This window comes from Pseudomonas sp. W3I7, assembly GCF_030816095.1.
Taxonomy (GTDB): Bacteria; Pseudomonadota; Gammaproteobacteria; order Pseudomonadales; family Pseudomonadaceae; genus Aquipseudomonas; species Aquipseudomonas salomonii.
On record NZ_JAUSXP010000001.1, the window covers coordinates 5,356,919 to 5,374,170 of the forward strand.

General features: G+C 60.9%; 15 protein-coding genes and 1 pseudogene. 10 read left to right on the forward strand and 6 right to left on the reverse strand.

The window, feature by feature from the left end; all coding sequences use genetic code 11:
• Positions 1-30: 30 nt before the first annotated feature.
• Positions 31-309 (forward strand): 30S ribosomal protein S20, encoded by a 279-nt coding sequence (gene rpsT, locus QF043_RS24765; protein ID WP_003171647.1) that lies wholly within the window; start codon positions 31-33, stop codon positions 307-309.
• A gap of 286 nt (positions 310-595) precedes the next feature.
• Here rpsT and QF043_RS24770 read toward each other — a convergent pair whose 3' ends face one another.
• Positions 596-1,081 (reverse strand): peptidylprolyl isomerase, encoded by a 486-nt coding sequence (locus QF043_RS24770; RefSeq protein WP_307420513.1) that lies wholly within the window; start codon positions 1,079-1,081, stop codon positions 596-598.
• Between QF043_RS24770 and QF043_RS30895 the strand changes: the two genes are divergently transcribed.
• The 3 genes and pseudogenes from QF043_RS30895 (at position 1,080) to QF043_RS24785 (ending at position 4,450) form a co-directional block, all read left to right on the forward strand.
• A complete protein-coding gene (locus QF043_RS30895) occupies positions 1,080-1,370 on the forward strand; it encodes a DUF3565 domain-containing protein (protein ID WP_370694348.1) in 291 nt (96 codons plus the stop codon). The genes QF043_RS24770 and QF043_RS30895 overlap by 2 nt on opposite strands.
• Positions 1,371-1,449: 79 nt before the next feature.
• Positions 1,450-3,550 (forward strand): annotated as a pseudogene (gene pta, locus QF043_RS24780) (phosphate acetyltransferase).
• Positions 3,551-4,450, forward strand: coding sequence for an acyltransferase (locus QF043_RS24785; RefSeq protein ID WP_307420514.1), 900 nt, complete (start codon positions 3,551-3,553; stop codon positions 4,448-4,450).
• Between the two features lie 176 nt (positions 4,451-4,626).
• Here the strand turns inward: QF043_RS24785 and cysN are convergent, their stop codons facing one another.
• From cysN to QF043_RS24800, 3 genes are all read right to left on the reverse strand, one after another.
• A complete protein-coding gene (cysN, locus tag QF043_RS24790) occupies positions 4,627-6,525 on the reverse strand; it encodes a sulfate adenylyltransferase subunit CysN (RefSeq protein ID WP_122257411.1) in 1,899 nt (632 codons plus the stop codon).
• A 9-nt stretch (positions 6,526-6,534) separates the two neighbouring features.
• Complete coding sequence (gene cysD / locus QF043_RS24795) at positions 6,535-7,452, reverse strand: sulfate adenylyltransferase subunit CysD (RefSeq protein WP_003171640.1); 918 nt, start codon at positions 7,450-7,452, stop codon at positions 6,535-6,537.
• A 255-nt stretch (positions 7,453-7,707) separates the two neighbouring features.
• Positions 7,708-8,466: a Nif3-like dinuclear metal center hexameric protein gene (locus QF043_RS24800; protein WP_307420515.1), complete on the reverse strand. Its 759-nt coding sequence runs from the start codon at positions 8,464-8,466 to the stop codon at positions 7,708-7,710.
• Between the two features lie 102 nt (positions 8,467-8,568).
• Here QF043_RS24800 and algW point away from each other — a divergent pair, with 102 nt between their 5' ends.
• From algW to QF043_RS24815, 3 genes are all read left to right on the forward strand, one after another.
• On the forward strand, positions 8,569-9,723 hold the full coding sequence (gene algW, locus QF043_RS24805; RefSeq protein ID WP_307420517.1) for a Do family serine endopeptidase AlgW: 1,155 nt from the start codon (positions 8,569-8,571) through the stop codon (positions 9,721-9,723).
• Positions 9,724-9,831: 108 nt separating this feature from the next.
• On the forward strand, positions 9,832-11,928 hold the full coding sequence (locus QF043_RS24810) for a TonB-dependent siderophore receptor (RefSeq protein WP_307420518.1): 2,097 nt from the start codon (positions 9,832-9,834) through the stop codon (positions 11,926-11,928).
• A 12-nt stretch (positions 11,929-11,940) separates the two neighbouring features.
• Complete coding sequence (locus QF043_RS24815) at positions 11,941-12,660, forward strand: DUF4198 domain-containing protein (protein ID WP_307420520.1); 720 nt, start codon at positions 11,941-11,943, stop codon at positions 12,658-12,660.
• Between the two features lie 141 nt (positions 12,661-12,801).
• On the opposite strand, the gene hemH is transcribed toward QF043_RS24815, so the two are convergent.
• Both hemH and QF043_RS24825 read right to left on the reverse strand, forming a co-directional pair.
• On the reverse strand, positions 12,802-13,827 hold the full coding sequence (gene hemH / locus QF043_RS24820) for a ferrochelatase (protein WP_307420521.1): 1,026 nt from the start codon (positions 13,825-13,827) through the stop codon (positions 12,802-12,804).
• Positions 13,828-13,841: 14 nt separating this feature from the next.
• Entirely contained in the window at positions 13,842-14,741 is a 900-nt protein-coding gene (locus QF043_RS24825) for a TIGR01777 family oxidoreductase (RefSeq protein WP_065929639.1), read from the reverse strand.
• A 238-nt stretch (positions 14,742-14,979) separates the two neighbouring features.
• On the opposite strand from QF043_RS24825, the gene QF043_RS24830 reads away from it, so the two are divergent.
• The 3 genes from QF043_RS24830 to QF043_RS24840 all read left to right on the forward strand — a co-directional run bounded on the left by QF043_RS24830 (position 14,980) and on the right by QF043_RS24840 (position 17,250).
• The gene (locus tag QF043_RS24830; protein ID WP_305457639.1) at positions 14,980-15,966 is read left to right on the forward strand and encodes an NAD(P)/FAD-dependent oxidoreductase; all 987 of its coding nucleotides are present in this window, start codon (positions 14,980-14,982) and stop codon (positions 15,964-15,966) included.
• On the forward strand, positions 15,963-16,178 hold the full coding sequence (locus tag QF043_RS24835; protein WP_307420522.1) for a TIGR02450 family Trp-rich protein: 216 nt from the start codon (positions 15,963-15,965) through the stop codon (positions 16,176-16,178). The genes QF043_RS24830 and QF043_RS24835 overlap by 4 nt, the downstream gene beginning before the upstream one ends.
• Before the next feature lie 112 nt (positions 16,179-16,290).
• A complete protein-coding gene (locus QF043_RS24840; protein ID WP_307420523.1) occupies positions 16,291-17,250 on the forward strand; it encodes a DUF523 and DUF1722 domain-containing protein in 960 nt (319 codons plus the stop codon).
• Positions 17,251-17,252 lie beyond the last annotated feature (2 nt).

Sequence of the window (17,252 nt, forward strand, 5' to 3'; positions counted from 1 at the left end):
TTCCTAAAAAGTCTTTCGAGGAGCTCGACGGTGGCCAACACACCTTCCGCCAAAAAACGTGCAAAACAGGCTGAGAAGCGTCGCAGCCACAACGCCAGCCTGCGTTCCATGGTTCGTACCTACATCAAGAATGTAGTTAAAGCCATCGACACCAAAGACGCTGAAAAAGCTCAAGCTGCTTACGTTCTGGCTGTGCCTGTTATCGACCGTATGGCCGATAAAGGCATCATCCACAAGAACAAAGCCGCTCGTCATAAGAGCCGCCTGAATGGCCACATCAAGGCTCTGAACGTCGCTGCAGCAGCCTAAGTGGTAACAACTGCCACGTAACTCAGGTTGCGTAACAGTTAAGAAATGCCCCGTACCGAAAGGTCCGGGGCATTTTTGTTTGTGCTCAATAAGGGGGGGCGCCCACTGATCAAAATGTGGGAGCGGGCTTGCCCGCGATTGCGGTGGGTCAGTGATGCATAAGGTGGCTGACACCCTCATTGCGGGCAAGCCCGCTCCCACACTTGAACTGCGGTGTATTTTCAGGAGCAAAAAAAACGCCCCGAACCAGTCGGGGCGTTTTTGCTACCTATTGATCAAACCACAATCAATGGTGATGACCGCCTTCACCGTGGACGTGGCCGTGGGCCACTTCTTCCTGGGAAGCGTCGCGGATGGCAACGATCTTCACCTGGAAGTTCAGGCGCTGGCCAGCCAGAGGGTGGTTGCCGTCGACAGTCACGTCGTCGCCGTCCAGATCACGGATGGTGACGATCTGCATCTGGCCGTCCGGGGCGGATGCGTGGAACTGCATGCCCACTTCCAGCTCATCAACACCTTCGAACATGCTGCGGTTCAGGGTGCTGACCAGGTCTGCGGCGTATTTGCCGTAAGCATCTTCAGGCTCTACGGTGACAGTCAATTCGTCACCGACACTCTTGCCTTCCAGAGCCTTCTCCAGGCCCGGGATGATGTTACCTGCGCCTTGCAGGTAAACCAGCGGCGCGCCGCCGGCGGAGCTGTCGATGACCTCACCAGCGTCGTTGGTCAGGGTATAGTCGATGGAGACAGCCTTGTTAGCGGCGATCGTCATGGGGCGAGACCTTTTGCATAAGAATGAAGAACGGACAAGTCTAAACAAGGATTTGCCCGAAAGCGAACAGAACCCGGACAGACGGAGCCGATCAACGGCATCCTTCATCATCGGCTTCCACCAGGATGGCGACGGCCACTGGGTAGCCGAGCTGTCCTGCGGCCACACCCAGCACCTGCGCCACCAGCCGCCATGGCAGTCGCGCGCCTGGGTACTGGATGCTGCGCAACGCCTTGAAAAAATAGGCCAACCCTTTACGTGCGGCTGGTGTGCGCAAGCGCCTGAATAACGATAACCTTGGTGCCTGATTCCCGGTAGGCGCTCAGCCATAGAGCGCCACCGAAGCCATGCACCTCCAGAGAATTCGCATGCAGACTTTTTTTATCGCGCCCACCGATTTTGGTGTGGGTCTGACCTCCATCAGCCTTGGGCTGGTGCGTACTCTTGAACGGGCCGGGCTTAAAGTCGGCTTCTTCAAACCGATTGCCCAGCCACATCCCGGCGACACCGGCCCCGAGCGCTCCACCGAACTGGTGGCGCGCACCCACGGCCTGAAGCCACCACAACCCTTGGGCCTGGCCCATGTGGAGCGCATGCTCGGCGACGGCCAGCTCGACGAGTTGCTCGAAGAAATCATCACCCTGTACCAGCAGGCCGCCGTGGGCAAGGACGTGCTGATCGTCGAAGGCATGGTGCCGACCCGCAGCGCCAGCTATGCGGCGCGGGTCAACCTGCACCTGGCCAAGAGCCTGGACGCCGAAGTGATCCTGGTGTCGGCGCCGGAGAACGAAGTGCTCACCGAGCTCTCGGGCCGTGTGGAATTGCAGGCCCAACTGTTTGGCGGCCCCAAAGACCCGAAAGTGCTGGGCGTGATCCTCAACAAGGTGCGCACCGACGAAAGCATGGAAGCCTTCTCGGCGCGCCTCAAGGAGCACTCGCCCCTGCTGCGCAGTGGCGATTTCCGCCTGCTCGGCTGCATCCCTTACCAGCCCGAACTCAACGCCCCGCGTACCCGCGACGTGGCCGACCTGATGGGCGCACAGATCCTCAACGCCGGCGACTACGAAACCCGGCGCATGACCAAGATCATCATTTGCGCGCGCACCATGCGTAATACCGTGGAGCTGCTCAAGCCGGGCGTGCTGGTGGTAACGCCGGGCGACCGTGACGACATCATCCTCGCCGTCAGCCTGGCCGCAATCAACGGCGTGCCCCTGGCCGGTTTGTTGCTGACCAGCGACACCCTGCCCGACCCGCGCATCATGGATTTGTGCCGTGGAGCCTTCCAGGCCGGGCTGCCGGTGTTGTCGGTAAGCACCGGCTCCTACGACACGGCCAACCAGCTCAATAGCCTGAACAAGGAAATCCCGATCGATGACCGCGAGCGCGCCGAGATCATCACCGACTTCGTCGCCAGCCACCTCGATGCGCGCTGGCTGCACCAACGCTGCGGTACGCCACGGGAAATGCGCCTGTCGCCGGCGGTGTTCCGCTATCAATTGATCCAGCGCGCCCAGGCCGCCAACAAACGCATCGTGTTGCCCGAGGGCAGCGAGCCGTTGACCGTGCAGGCCGCCGCCATCTGCCAGGCCCGCGGCATTGCGCGTTGCGTGCTGCTGGCCAAACCTGCCGATGTGGAAGCCGTCGCCCGCGCCCACGGCATCGAATTGCCCGAAGGCCTGGAGATTCTCGACCCGGACCTGATTCGCCAACGCTACGTCGAGCCAATGGTCGCACTGCGCAAGAGCAAGAGCCTCAACGCGCCGATGGCCGAGCAACAATTGGAAGACACGGTGGTGATCGCCACCATGATGCTCGCACTGGATGAAGTGGACGGCCTGGTCTCCGGGGTGATTCACTCCACCGCCAACACCATCCGCCCTGCCCTGCAGTTGATCAAAACGGCGCCGGGCTGCACCTTGGTGTCGTCGGTGTTCTTCATGCTGTTCCCCGAGCAGGTGCTGGTGTACGGCGACTGCGTGATGAACCCGCACCCCCAGCGCCGTGGAGCTGGCGGAAATCGCCCTGCAAAGCGCCGACTCCGCCGCCGCCTTCGGCATCACGCCACGAGTGGCGATGATCAGCTATTCCAGCGGTGATTCGGCCAGCGGCGAAGAAGTCGAAAAAGTCCGCGAAGCCACCCTGCTCGCCCACGAACAGCAAAGCTCGCTGCTGATCGACGGCCCATTGCAGTACGATGCCGCCGCCAATGAAACCGTGGCAAGGCAGTTGGCGCCCAACAGCCAGGTCGCCGGCAAGGCCACGGTGTTTGTGTTCCCGGACCTGAACACCGGCAACACCACGCACAAGGCCGTGCAACGCAGCGCCGATTGCGTGAGCCTGGGGCCGATGTTGCAAGGCCTGCGCAAACCGGTGAACGACTTGCCACGCGGTGCACAAGTGGACGACATCGTGTACACCATCGCCCTGACGGCGATCCAAGCCGCCAACCGACCTATGGATATCTAAATGCTGGATTTTCTACCTGCCGCCGTGCGCGGGGTAATTGCTTCGCTGTTGCTGGCGCTGAACACGATCCTGCTGTGTTCGTTCCTGTTTATCGTCGCGCTGTTCAAGGCGCTGCCATTCGCCAAACGCTTCAGCGAATGGCTGATGAACCATACGCACGAAGCCTGGGTGAGCAATAACAAGGGCTGGATGAACCTGGTACGCCGCACCCGCTGGCACCTGACCGGCCTTGAAGGCCTGGACTACCAGCACTCGTATCTGGTGACCAGCAACCACCAGAGCTGGGTCGACATCATGGTGTTGCAATACGTACTCAATCGGCGCATTCGCCCGCTGAAGTTCTTCCTCAAACAAGAACTGATCTGGGTGCCGGTGATCGGCCTGGCCTGGTGGGCGCTGGGCTTCCCGTTCATGAAGCGCTACACCAAGGCGTACCTGGAGAAGCACCCGGAGAAGAAAGGCAAAGACCTGGAAACCACGCGTAAGACCTGTGCGAAGTTTCGCGACAACCCTGTGGGTATTTTCAACTTTGCCGAGGGCACGCGGTTTACGCCGGGCAAGCACGCCCAACAGAAATCGCCGTTCCGTTACCTGCTCAAGCCCAAAGCCGGTGGCATTGCGTTTGTGCTGGATGCCATGGGCGAGCAGCTTAAGTCATTGGTGAACGTAACCATCCACTACCCGGCCGGACGCCCAGGGTATTGGGATTTGTTGTGCGGGAATGTGAGGGACGTGGTGGTGCACTTTGAAGAAGTGCAGATTCCGGCCGAGTTTATCGGCAAGAACTATGAGCAGGATGGGGAGTACCGGCTGGCGTTCCAGGGGTGGATCAACCAGTTGTGGGAAGACAAAGACCAACTGCTGGCCAAACTGCACACAGACTTCCCGGATAACAAGTGATCAAACTGTGGGAGCGGGCTTGCTCGCGAATACGGTGGGTCAGCCACACATGTATTGACTGACACTCCGCTTTCGCGAGCAAGCCCGCTCCCACATTTGACCGAGTTGTTTTCAAGAGTCCATGAAAAAGCCCGCCACCGAATCATCGGTGGCGGGCTTTTTTGTGGCGGCGAGGTTTAGATCGCGCCGCGCTGACGCAACAGCTCGAGCACTTGCTTGACGCTGTCTTCCAGCGACGTGGCCTGGGTGTCGATTACCAGGTCGGCATTCAACGGCACGTCGTACGGGAAGGACTCGCCAGGGATGTTATCCCCGCCCGCCGCGTACAGGCCCTGCGGATCACGCTCGGCACACACCAGCGGCGAGGCTTGCACGTAAACGGTGAGCAAGCGGTCGCTGCCGATCAACGCCTTGGCCTGTTCACGGCCTTCGGCATCCGGGGCAACAAACGCGGCCAGGGTCAGCAGGCCGGCTTCGTTGAACTGGCGCGCCACGTGAGCGGCACGGCGCCAGTTTTCAGTACGCCCGGCGCGGTCCTGCGGCAAGCCCTTGTTCAGGTCGTGGCGCAGGTTCTGGCCATCCAGTACGAACACCGCACGGCCCATGTCGAACAGCTTGCGCTCAACTGCATAGGCCAAAGTGCTTTTGCCGGCGCCGGACAAGCCGCTGAACAACACGGTGGCCGGTTGCTGGCCGAAGCGCAGGGCGCGCTCTTCGGTGGCTACATGAGCGAGGTTGCCGTGTTGCGCAGTGCCACCATGGCCCACCGGCGGCGCGATGATCATGCCCGCAGCCACGGTGCCGTTGGTCAAACGGTCGATGACGATAAACGCACCGGTAGTGCGGTTGCTGTCATAGCCGTCCAACGCAATGGCGGCGTCGAGGCTGACCTTGACCCGGCCAATCTCGTTCAGTTGCAGCGAACTTGCCGGGCCTTCGGCCAGGGTGTTCACGTCCACGCGGTGCACGATGCTGGTGATCGAACCCGGCACGTAGCTGGTGGCGCGCTTGATGTCGTATTTCTTGCCCGGCAGCATCGGCTCTTCGGCCATCCACACCAGCATGGCGTCGAAGGCGTCGGTGACTTGCGGCACGTTATCGGCATGCACCAGCAGGTCGCCACGGGAGATATCGATTTCGTCTTCCATGGTCAGGGTCACGGCCTGGCCTGGGCCTGCGTGTTCCAGCTCACCTTCGAAGGTGACGATGGATTTGACGCGGCTGCTCTTGCCCGACGGCAGCACCACGACTTCATCGCCCTTGTGCACGATGCCGCTGGCCAGGGTGCCGGCGAAACCACGGAAGTTCAGGTTCGGACGGTTGACGTACTGCACCGGGAAACGCAGGTCGGTGTAGTTGCGGTCGTTGGCGATCTCGACGGTTTCGAGGATCTCCATCAGCGACTGGCCGGTGTACCAGGGCGAACGCTCGCTCTTGTTCACCACGTTGTCGCCTTTGAGCGCCGACATCGGCACGAACGCCATGGTGCTCGGCTTGAACGCAATGCCTTCGGCGAACTTCAGGTAATCGGCCTTGATCGACTCGAACACACTTTGGTCGAAGCCATTGATGTCCATCTTGTTGACGGCAATCACGATGTGCTTGATGCCCAGCAACGAGGCGATATAGCTGTGGCGGCGGGTCTGGGTCTGCACGCCGTAGCGGGCGTCGATCAGAATGATCGCCAGGTCACAGGTGGACGCACCGGTGGCCATGTTGCGGGTGTACTGCTCATGGCCGGGGGTGTCGGCGATGATGAATTTGCGCTTGGCGGTGGAGAAGTAGCGGTAGGCAACATCGATGGTGATGCCTTGCTCACGCTCGGCCTGCAGGCCGTCGACCAGCAAGGCCAGGTCGATATCATCACCGGTGGTGCCGGATTTTTTCGAATCACGGGTGATGGCTTCCAGGTGATCTTCGTAGATCATCTTGGAGTCGTGCAGCAGGCGCCCGATCAGGGTGCTCTTGCCGTCGTCGACGTTGCCGCAGGTCAGGAAGCGCAACATCTCTTTGCGCTCGTGCTGGCCCAGGTAGGCGAGGATGTCCTCGCTGATCAAATCAGATACGTGCGACATGACAGCCCCTTAGAAATAGCCTTGACGTTTTTTATCTTCCATGGAGCCTGCGCCATCGTGGTCGATGACCCGGCCCTGGCGCTCGGAAGTTCGCGTCAGGAGCATTTCCTGAATGATGTCCGTCAGCGTCTCGGCTTCGGACTCCACCGCGCCCGTCAACGGGTAGCAGCCAAGGGTACGGAAACGTACTTTCTTTTTGACGATTCGGGCTTTGTCTTCGTCGGACAAGTGCTCGAGGATGCGGTCGTCGTCGATCATGATCAACGTGCCGTTCTTCTCGATCACATCGCGTTCGGCGGCGAAGTACAGCGGCACAATCGGGATGCCTTCAAGGTAGATGTACTGCCAGATGTCCAGCTCGGTCCAGTTGGACAGCGGGAACACACGGATCGACTCACCCTTGTTGACATTGCCGTTGTAGACGTTCCACAGCTCCGGGCGCTGGTTCTTCGGGTCCCAGCGGTGTTTGCTGTCGCGGAACGAGTACACGCGCTCTTTGGCGCGGGACTTCTCTTCATCGCGACGGGCACCACCGAAGGCTGCGTCGAAACCATGCTTGTCCAAGGCCTGCTTGAGGCCTTCGGTCTTCATGATGTCGGTGTGCTTGGCGCTGCCGTGGGTGAACGGGTTGATGTTCTGCGCCACGCCATCCGGGTTGATGTGGGTGATCAGGTCCAGGCCCAGCTCTTCGACCATTTTGTCGCGGAACTTGTACATCTCCTGGAACTTCCAGCGGGTGTCGACGTGCATCACCGGGAACGGCAATTTGCCCGGGAAGAAGGCCTTGCGCGCCAGATGCAGCATCACGGCGGAGTCTTTACCGATCGAGTAGAGCATCACCGGGTTGTCGAACTCGGCGGCGACCTCGCGGATGATGTGGATGCTTTCCGCCTCCAGCTGTTTCAGATGCGTCAGTTTGTCGACCATGGCTACTCACGGAAAAACGATCTTATGGACGGCCAGCGGGCCGTGTTCGAGCGGGGCATGCTAGCACAGCACCTTCTTCTATTCAGGGAGCCAGCTAGATCGAAACGGTATATGAATATGCCCCTCAGTTTGGCTGTGGGTGCTGGCTTGTGTGGGAGCTGGTTTGCCTGCGATACAGGCACCGCGGTCATTCAGGCAAACCCAGGTGATGCAATCGCAGGCAAGCCAGCTCCCACATTTGAGCCTTGGTGTTCTTTAGATTGGGTTAGGGCAATCGATGAACAAATGCTCCAGCGCGAAACGCCGTGCCAAATAGTCACCCAATGCCTGCACGCCATAACGCTCGGTTGCGTGATGGCCCGCAGCAATAAAGCTGATGCCGTTTTCCCGCGCACTGTGGAAGGTCTGCTCGGACGCTTCGCCGCTCAGGTAGAGGTCGACGCCGGCGGCAATCGCATCGTCGATGTAGCCTTGCCCGCCACCGGTGCACCAACCCACCCGGCGGATCATCTCGCTGCCTTCGATCAGCAGCGGCTCGCGCCCCATCACGTCCTGCACGCGGCGGGCGAAATCACGCGGCGACAAGGGTTCGGCGAGGGAGCCGACCAGGCCGACGATTTTCGGGTTGTTCGGGTCCAGCGGGCCTTCGACGGTGATGTCCAGCTGACGGGCGAGTTGCACGTTGTTGCCCACTTCCGGGTGCAGGTCCAGCGGCAGGTGGTAGGCCAGCAGGCTGATGTCGTGATTGAGCAGGGTTTTCAGGCGCCGCTGCTTCATGCCGGTGATGCAGGGGTTTTCGCCCTTCCAGAAATAACCATGGTGCACCAGCACCAGGTCGGCCTGGGCTTCGACGGCGGCGTCCAGTAACGCATGGCTGGCCGTGACGCCGCTGACGATGCGCATCACCTGCGGGCGCCCCTCGACCTGCAGGCCATTGGGGCAATAATCGGCAATTTTTGCGCTGCCAAGGTAGCGGTCCGCTTCCTCGACCAGGGTGCTAAGGGGGACAGCCATAAAAGACTCCTAAATATCCCGTTCCGAGGCGCTCACAGCCTCGTATAATGCGCGACATTATGGGCGCTCTCCCGCCCCCTGCAACCTGTCAGGACTTACTTGATGCTCAAGGCACTGCGTTTTTTTGGATGGCCATTGTTGGCTGGCGTGCTGATCGCGATGCTGATTATTCAGCGTTATCCCCAATGGGTGGGCTTACCCAGCCTTGATGTGAACCTGCAACAGGCCCCGCAAACCAGCTCCGTGGTGCAAGGCCCGGTCACCTACGCAGACGCCGTGGTCATCGCCGCGCCCGCCGTGGTCAACCTGTACACCACCAAAGTCATCAACAAACCGGCGCACCCGCTGTTTGAAGACCCGCAATTTCGCCGCTATTTCGGCGACAACGGCCCCAAGCAACGCCGCATGGAATCGAGCCTGGGTTCGGGTGTGATCATGAGCCCGGAAGGCTACATCCTCACCAACAACCACGTGACCACGGGCGCCGACCAGATTGTGGTAGCCCTGCGCGACGGCCGTGAAACCCTGGCCCGCGTGGTCGGCAGCGACCCGGAAACCGACCTCGCCGTACTGAAAATCGATTTGAAAAGCCTGCCCTCCATCACTATCGGCCGCTCCGAAGGGTTGCGCGTGGGCGACGTGGCACTGGCCATCGGCAACCCGTTCGGGGTTGGCCAGACCGTGACCATGGGCATTATCAGCGCCACCGGGCGCAACCAGTTGGGGCTTAACAGCTACGAAGACTTTATCCAGACCGACGCGGCCATCAACCCCGGCAACTCAGGCGGCGCGCTGGTGGATGCCAATGGCAACCTGACCGGCATCAACACCGCGATCTTCTCCAAGTCCGGCGGCTCCCAGGGCATCGGCTTTGCGATCCCGGTGAAGCTGGCGATGGAGGTGATGAAGGCGATCATTGAACACGGCCAGGTGATTCGCGGCTGGATGGGCATTGAAGTACAGCCCTTGACCAAGGAACTGGCCGAGTCGTTCGGCCTGACCGGTCGCCCAGGGATCGTGGTCGCCGGGATTTTCCGCGATGGCCCGGCGCAAAAAGCCGGCCTGCAGTTGGGCGATGTGATTTTGAGCATCGACGGCGAACCTGCCGGTGATGGCCGCAAATCGATGAACCAGGTGGCGCGGATCAAGCCGACCGACAAGGTGGTCATCCAGGTGATGCGCAACGGCAAAGAGATCAAGCTGGTGGCGGAAATCGGCCTGCGGCCACCGCCGGCGCCGGTCAAAGAAGAGGAATAACGGCTGTGGGAGCCCGTGCGCGGGCTCCTGTAACCTAATGTTTCGAAGGAAATCCATTCTCATTAGTCATGTTATATTGTTTCAATATCGCTATTGGAACGCTCTATCATGCCGTCTCGAAGATTTGCCCCCCTGGCTGGCCTGGCCATGGGCTTGTTGCTCGACCCCGCCTACGCCGAAAACAACAGCGTCGAACTGGACACCATCAGCGTCACCAGCGATGCCTATGAATCCGCCACCGGCCCGGTGACAGGCTACCGCGCCACCCGCTCCGCCAGCGCGACCAAAACGGACACGGCCCTGCGCGACATCCCACAATCGATCAGCGTAATTCCTGCCTCGGTGCTCAAAGACCTGGGCAGTACCAACGTGGAGCGCGCCCTGGAATTTGCCGGCGGCGTGTCCAAACAGAACAACTTCGGCGGCCTTACGCTTTACGAATACAGCGTGCGCGGCTTCACCACGTCGGAGTTTTACCAGGACGGTTTCAGCGCCAACCGTGGCTACCCGAGCACGCCGGACGCGGCCAATATCGAACGCATCGAAGTCCTCAAAGGCCCCGCCGCCAGCCTGTATGGGCGTGGCGATCCAGGCGGCACCGTGAACATTGTCACCAAGAAGCCGCAGCCCGAAGCCTTTACCACCGTGCAAACCAGCGCCGGCAGCTGGGACCGCTACCGCACTGCGCTGGATGTGAACACCCCGCTGGATGACGAAGGCCGCGTGCTGTCGCGGGTCAACCTGGCAGTGCAAGACAACCACAGCTTCCGCGATCACGTCGACGCCCAGCGCGTGTTCGTCGCACCGTCTTTCAGCTGGCAATTGGACCCGGACACCCGCCTGCTGGTGGAAAGCGAATTTGTGCGCCACAGCTCCACCTTCGACCGTGGCATCGTCGCGCCGCACGGCATGTCGCGCTCGACCTTCCTGGGCGAACCCAACGATGGCAACATCCGCAACCACAACAACCGCCTGCAAGCTGCCCTGGAACATCACCTCAACGACGCCTGGCAACTGCGCCTGGCCAGCCACTATAAACAAGGCAGCCTGTGGGGCGATGCTTCGGAAAGCCGCGCACTGAATGCCGACGGCCACACCGTCAATCGCCGTTACCGCGAACGCTCCACGGGTTGGCACGACAGCATCACCCAGCTTGAACTGCGCGGTCTGTTCGATATCGGCAGTTGGCAGCATGAGTTGCTGATCGGCACCGAATACGAGGACTACCGCAAGAAGGAGCGCGTCACCGCCATCGGCGGCAGCCTCTACCCCATCGACATCTACAAGCCCGTTTACGGTCAGCCCAAACCTAGCGGCGCACGCTCCGGCACTGACTTCTATGAGCAGGTCAAAAGCCAGGCGTTGAACCTGCAAGACCAGATCATCTTCACCGACCGCCTGCGTGGCATGGTCGGCGCACGTTTTGAGCATTTCGAGCAAAGCACCGACGACTTCACCCGCAACCACGCCAAGAGCCGTCAGACCCACGACGCCCTCACCCAGCGCGCCGGCTTGCTTTACCAACTGACGCCGCAAATCGGCGTGTTTGCCAACGCCTCCACCTCGTTCAAGCCCAACAATGGCCTGGACGCCGGCGGCAAATCCTTCAAGCCGGAAGAAGGCGTGGGCTATGAAGTGGGCATCAAGAGCGAGCTGTTCGACGACCGCCTGAGCACCACCCTGGCCGCCTTCCATATCGACAAAGAAAACGTGCTGGCGCTGGACCCGGCCACCGACACCAACCGCGCCATGGGCAAGGCGCGCAGCCAGGGTTTTGACTTGCAACTGACCGGGCAACTGACGGACGCGGTACGCGTGATCGGCGCCTTTGCCTACATCGATGCGCAGGTGACCAAAGGCGACAAGGCCATCCCCACCGGCAGCCGGATTCTCGGCGTGGCCAAACGCAGCGGCAGCCTGCTGGGCGTGTATGAGTTTCAGGACGGTGCACTGCGCGGCTCAGACCTGGGCGCGGCGTTTACCTACGTCGGCGATCGCTCCGGCGAGGCCGGCGGTAGCTTCGAGCTGCCGGCGTATCACACCGTCGATCTGCTGGCCCATTACAAGGCCAGTGACAAGGTCACCGTGGGCCTGAACCTCAATAACTTATTTGACGAAAAATACTACGAGCGCTCCTACAGCAATTACTGGGTGATGCCCGGTGAGCCGCGCAACTTCACCGTCAGCCTGACCCTCAACCTGTAACAGGACGTCAACATGCAAGCCTTCAAATCCCTGGCCGTCATCGGCCTGCTCTTTGCCAGCCAAGTTTCAGCCCACGGCCTTTGGACCGAACAGCGGCGCGGCAATATCGAAGTGATCTACGGCCACGGTGCCGAGGACAACGCGTTCAAGGCACAGAAAATCAGCGGTGCCTGGTCGTATGACGCGGACGGCAAGATGATCCCGGTGACCGTAGAGCGCCTGCCCGACCACGCACGCCTCAAGCCGCTCAAATCACCGGCCGTGATGGCCGTGGCCCTGGACAACGGCATGTGGTCGCAGACGCCAGACAACAAGTGGGTCAACCAGGGCCGCAGCCAAGTGCCGGGGGCGATTCAATCGACCCAGACCTTCAAATACAGCCTGGCGATTTACCAGCCGGGGGCGAAGCTGCCCAAGCTGGACCAGATCAAGCTGCTGATCCTGCCGGAAGTCGACCCGCTGACCGTAGGGCCAGGCAAATCGCTGCCGGTGCGGGTGCTGCTGGACGGTAAGCCTGCGGCGGGTATCAAGCTGGTAGGTGATTATCGCAATGCGCCGAACACCTTGAGCACCGAGACCGACAAGGATGGCCGCGCCCAGGTGCTGGTGCGTAATGAAGGGTTGAATGTGATTGCTGCGCAGGTTGAAGTGCCGCTCAAGGACAACGCTGACGTGGCCACCCGAGGGCTGTTCACTTCGCTGACCTTCCTCGGCGAACCGCACCACGAGTAAACACCGAAAACTCGAAGTGGGCACCATCAATGTGGGAGCGGGCTTGCTCGCGAAGGCGTTGGGTCAGTCAATCCATCCGGTGACTGACACTGCGCCTTCGCGAGCAAGCCCGCTCCCACATTTAGTCTGTGTTTGGCTTGATTAGAGTGACAACGGCGCCCGCTCGCACAGCGTATTGAGCGCCACCGCCCACTGCGGGTCATCGTTCAAGCACGGCACCAACACCAACTCCTCGCCCCCTGCCTCGCGGAACTGCTCCAGCCCGCGATCGCCAATCTCCTCCAGGGTCTCGATGCAGTCGGCGACAAACGCCGGGCACATCACCAGCAGCTTTTTCACGCCTTGCTGGGCCAAGGCTTCCAGGCGGGCCTCGGTGTAGGGTTCGATCCACTTGGCGCGGCCCAGCCGTGACTGGAACGCCACCGACCATTTGCCCTCCGGCAAACCCATGCGCGCGGCAAAGTCGCGCGCCACGCTAAAGCACTGGGCGCGGTAGCAGGTGGCAAGCACCTCGGGCGAAGCGTTCTTGCAGCAGTCAGCATCCTTGAAGCAATGCTGGCCTGTGGGGTCGAGTTTTTTCAGATGGCGCTCAGGCAACCCATGGAAGCTCAGCAACAAGTGATCGAATTCCTGCGCCACGTACGGCCGGGCGCTGGCGACCAAGGCGTCGAGGTATTCCGGCTGATCGTAGAACGGCTGCAAGATAGAAAACTGCACGTTGAGCTTCTTGTCGCGGACCACACGCTTGGCTTCTTCGATCACCGTGGTCACGGTGCTGTCAGCGAACTGCGGATACAACGGCGCCAGGGTGACTTTTTGAATACCTTGAGCCGCAAGCCGCGTGAGGGTGGTTTCAAGCGACGGCTCGCCGTAGCGCATCGCCAACTCCACCGGGCCGTGGGTCCACTGCTGGGTCATTTGCGCTTGCAAGCGACGGCTCAGGACCACAAGCGGCGAACCCTCTTCCCACCAGATCGAGGCGTAGGCATGGGCCGATTGCTCAGGGCGCTTGATCAGGATCAGCGACACCAGCAAGCGCCGCACCGGCCACGGCAGGTCGATCACGTAAGGGTCCATCAGGAACTGATTGAGGTAGCTGCGCACATCGGCCACCGAGGTGGAGGCCGGTGAACCCAGATTGACCAGTAACAACGCGTGATCCGTCATGCAACATCCTATGGCTAGAGGCGGCTGGATAGATCTTCCAGGGCCGCGTGCAACTCAGTGAACTGAAAAGTGAAACCGGCGGCCAGCAACCGTTCGGGAACGGCCTTCTGCCCGCCCAGCAGCAACCCGGACAACTCGCCCAGGCCGACCTTCAAGGCAAACGCCGGCATCGGCATGAACGCCGGGCGGTGCAGCACCTGGCCCAGGGTTTTGGCGAACTCGCGATTACGTACCGGGTGTGGCGCGCAGGCATTATAAGGACCGCTGGCATCGCCGTTGTGCAGAAGAAAATCAATCAGGGCGATTTGATCTTTGATATGGACCCACGGCATCCATTGCCGACCATTGCCGATCGGCCCGCCCAGCCCCAGTTTGAATGGCAGCAGCAGCCGCGACAAAAAGCCGCCCTTGGCCGACAACACCAGGCCCGTGCGCACCAGCACCACGCGGGTGCCGAAGGCTTCGGCGCGCAACGCGGTTTCTTCCCAGGCGATGCACAGCTGGCTGGGGAAATCGTCTTGCACCGGGCCGCTGGCTTCGGTCAGTTCGCGCTCGCCGCCGTCGCCGTACCAGCCCACTGCAGAGCCGGAAATCAACACCGCCGGCTTTTGCGCCAGGCCTTGCATCCAAGCCAGCAAGGTTTCGGTGTGGCTGATGCGGCTGCTCCACAGCAATGCCTTGCGCTTTTTGGTCCACGGGCGATCGGCAATCGGCGCGCCGGCCAGGTTGACCACCGCATCCACCGTGCCGATCACGTCCTGCAAGCGGCCAACACCGAGCACCTCGGCACCGCACCATTTGGCCACGGTATCCGGCTCGCGGCTCCACACCGTCAGGCGATGCCCCTGGGCCAGCCAGTGCAGGCAGAGTTGGCGACCGATCAAGCCCGTACCGCCGGTCAGCAAAATATGCATGGGTTTCTCCTCATGTAACGTTTGCCGCCCATCGCTAGTCTATTTTATAAGCAGGGATCTTTTGTAATTGGGCGTTACGTTGGTTTCAGAGGCCAATTCAAGCCTCACCCTTAACCCCTCACCTTTAACAATAGGTCACGCCGTTAGAACAGGTACGCCAAAACTTATACCAAAAAACAATATTGTACAGCTATGGGTGTCGGCGTAGTCTGTACTCAAAGGTAAAACGAGGCCCCCCATGACTGTTCCCATCGCGATCATCGGCACCGGCATCGCCGGTCTCTCCGCCGCCCGAGCGTTACGAGACGCGGGGCACGTTGTACAACTCTTCGATAAAAGCCGTGGCAGTGGCGGCCGCATGTCCAGCAAGCGCAGTGATGCCGGTGCCTTGGACATGGGCGCGCAATACTTCACGGCCCGCGACCGGCGCTTCGTCAACGAAGTGCAGCGCTGGCAAAGCAACGGCTGGGCCGAACAGTGGAAACCGCAGCTGTACAACTTCAAGTCCGGTCAGCTTACGCCCTCCCCCGACGAGCAGATTCGCTGGGTCGGCACGCCGCGCATGAGCGCCATTACCCGCGCGCTGCTTGATGACTTGCCGGTGGAGTTCGGCTGCCGCATCACCGAGGTGTTCCAAGGCAAACAGCACTGGAACCTGCTGGACGCAGACGGTGGCAATCATGGCCCGTTCAGCCACGTGGTGATTGCCACGCCGGCGCCCCAGGCCACCACCCTGCTGGCTGCCGCGCCCAAGCTTGCAAGCGCCGCTGCCGGGGTGAAAATGGACCCGACCTGGGCCGTCGCCCTCGCCTTCGACACGCCACTGGATACGCCAATGCAAGGCTGCTTTGTGCAAGACAGCCCGCTCGACTGGCTGGCGCGCAACCGTAGCAAGCCCGGGCGCGACGCCACCCTCGACACCTGGGTGCTGCACGCCACCAGCGCCTGGAGCAAGGCCAACCTCGACCTGCCCAAAGAGGCGGTGATCGAACACCTGCACGGCGCCTTCGCCGAACTGCTGCACAGCGCCATGCCCGCGCCGTCCTTCAGCCTGGCCCATCGTTGGCTCTACGCCAGGCCGTCGGAACGGCATGAATTCGGTGTGTTGGCTGACGCCGACCTGGGCTTGTACGTGTGTGGTGACTGGTGCCTGTCGGGGCGGGTCGAAGGCGCGTGGCTCAGCGGCCAGGAAGCCGCACGCCGCCTGATCGAACACCTGCAATGAACCGTCTCAACCCGACGAAATTGCTGTTGTCGAAGTGGACAGCAGCACGCCCGCGCAACAAGGAAAAACACTTTCTGGTCACCGAGCTGTTTCGTGATGAGGAAGGCACCGTGCTCGAAATCGAACTGCAAGCGGTCATGACCCGCCGCGCCGAACGCCTCCCGTGGCAAACGCTGCAAAATGCCGAAGACTGGCGCATGGGCTGGAAATAGCGGGCGCGAAAAAACTTATGCAAATAATTTGACTTGTACAGTATCAAACCTATGATGAGATTTAGTTGTACAGAATTGTAAATCTGTACAGGAATTTCGCAGAGGGTTGAGCATGTCCAGCAGCGCAAAACCGAAGATCGCTATCAGTGCCTGCCTACTCGGCGAGAACGTGCGCTTCAACGGCGGACACAAACAATCCCTGCTGTGCAGCCAAACCCTCGCCGACTATTTCGACTTCGTGCCGTTGTGCCCCGAAGTGGCGATTGGCCTGGGCATCCCCCGCGAACCGATTCGCCTGGTGGGCGACCCCGCCCACCCGCAGGCCGTCGGCACCGTGCAGCGTGAACTCAATGTGACGCAGCCACTGGACGATTATGGCCAGCAGATGGCGGTGGAACACACTGACCTGTGCGGCTACATCTTCATGCAGAAGTCGCCGTCGTGCGGGCTGGAGCGGGTCAAGGTCTACCGCGACAACGGCACGCCCGTCGATGGCGGCGGGCGCGGCATTTATGCCCAGGCGTTTTGCGCACGCCACCCCAACCTGCCGGTGGAAGAAGACGGCCGGCTGAATGATCCGGTGCTGCGCGAGAATTTCCTCACCCGCGTGTTTGTGTACGCCAGCTGGCAACACTTGCTGGCCGAGGGCATCACCCGTCACCGCCTGCTGGCGTTCCACGCGCGCTACAAATACCTGCTGATGGCCCACAGCCCCGTGCATTACAAAAGCCTTGGCCACTTGCTGGGCAGCATGGGCAAGGGCATCAACCTGGATGAACTGGCCGCCTGCTATTTCAGCGAGTTGATGACCGGCCTGAAAAAATGCGCCACCCGCGGCACCCACACCAATGTGCTGCAACACATCAGCGGCTACCTCAAGCAGGCCATCAGCGCCGATGACAAGCAGGAAATGCAAACCGTCATCGGCCAATACCGCACCGGCATCGTGCCGCTGGTGGTGCCGCTGACCTTGCTCAAACATCACTTTCGCCAACACCCGGACCGCTACATCGCGCAGCAGGCTTACCTGCAGCCGCACCCGGAAAACCTCAGCCTGCGTAATGCGATCTAGAC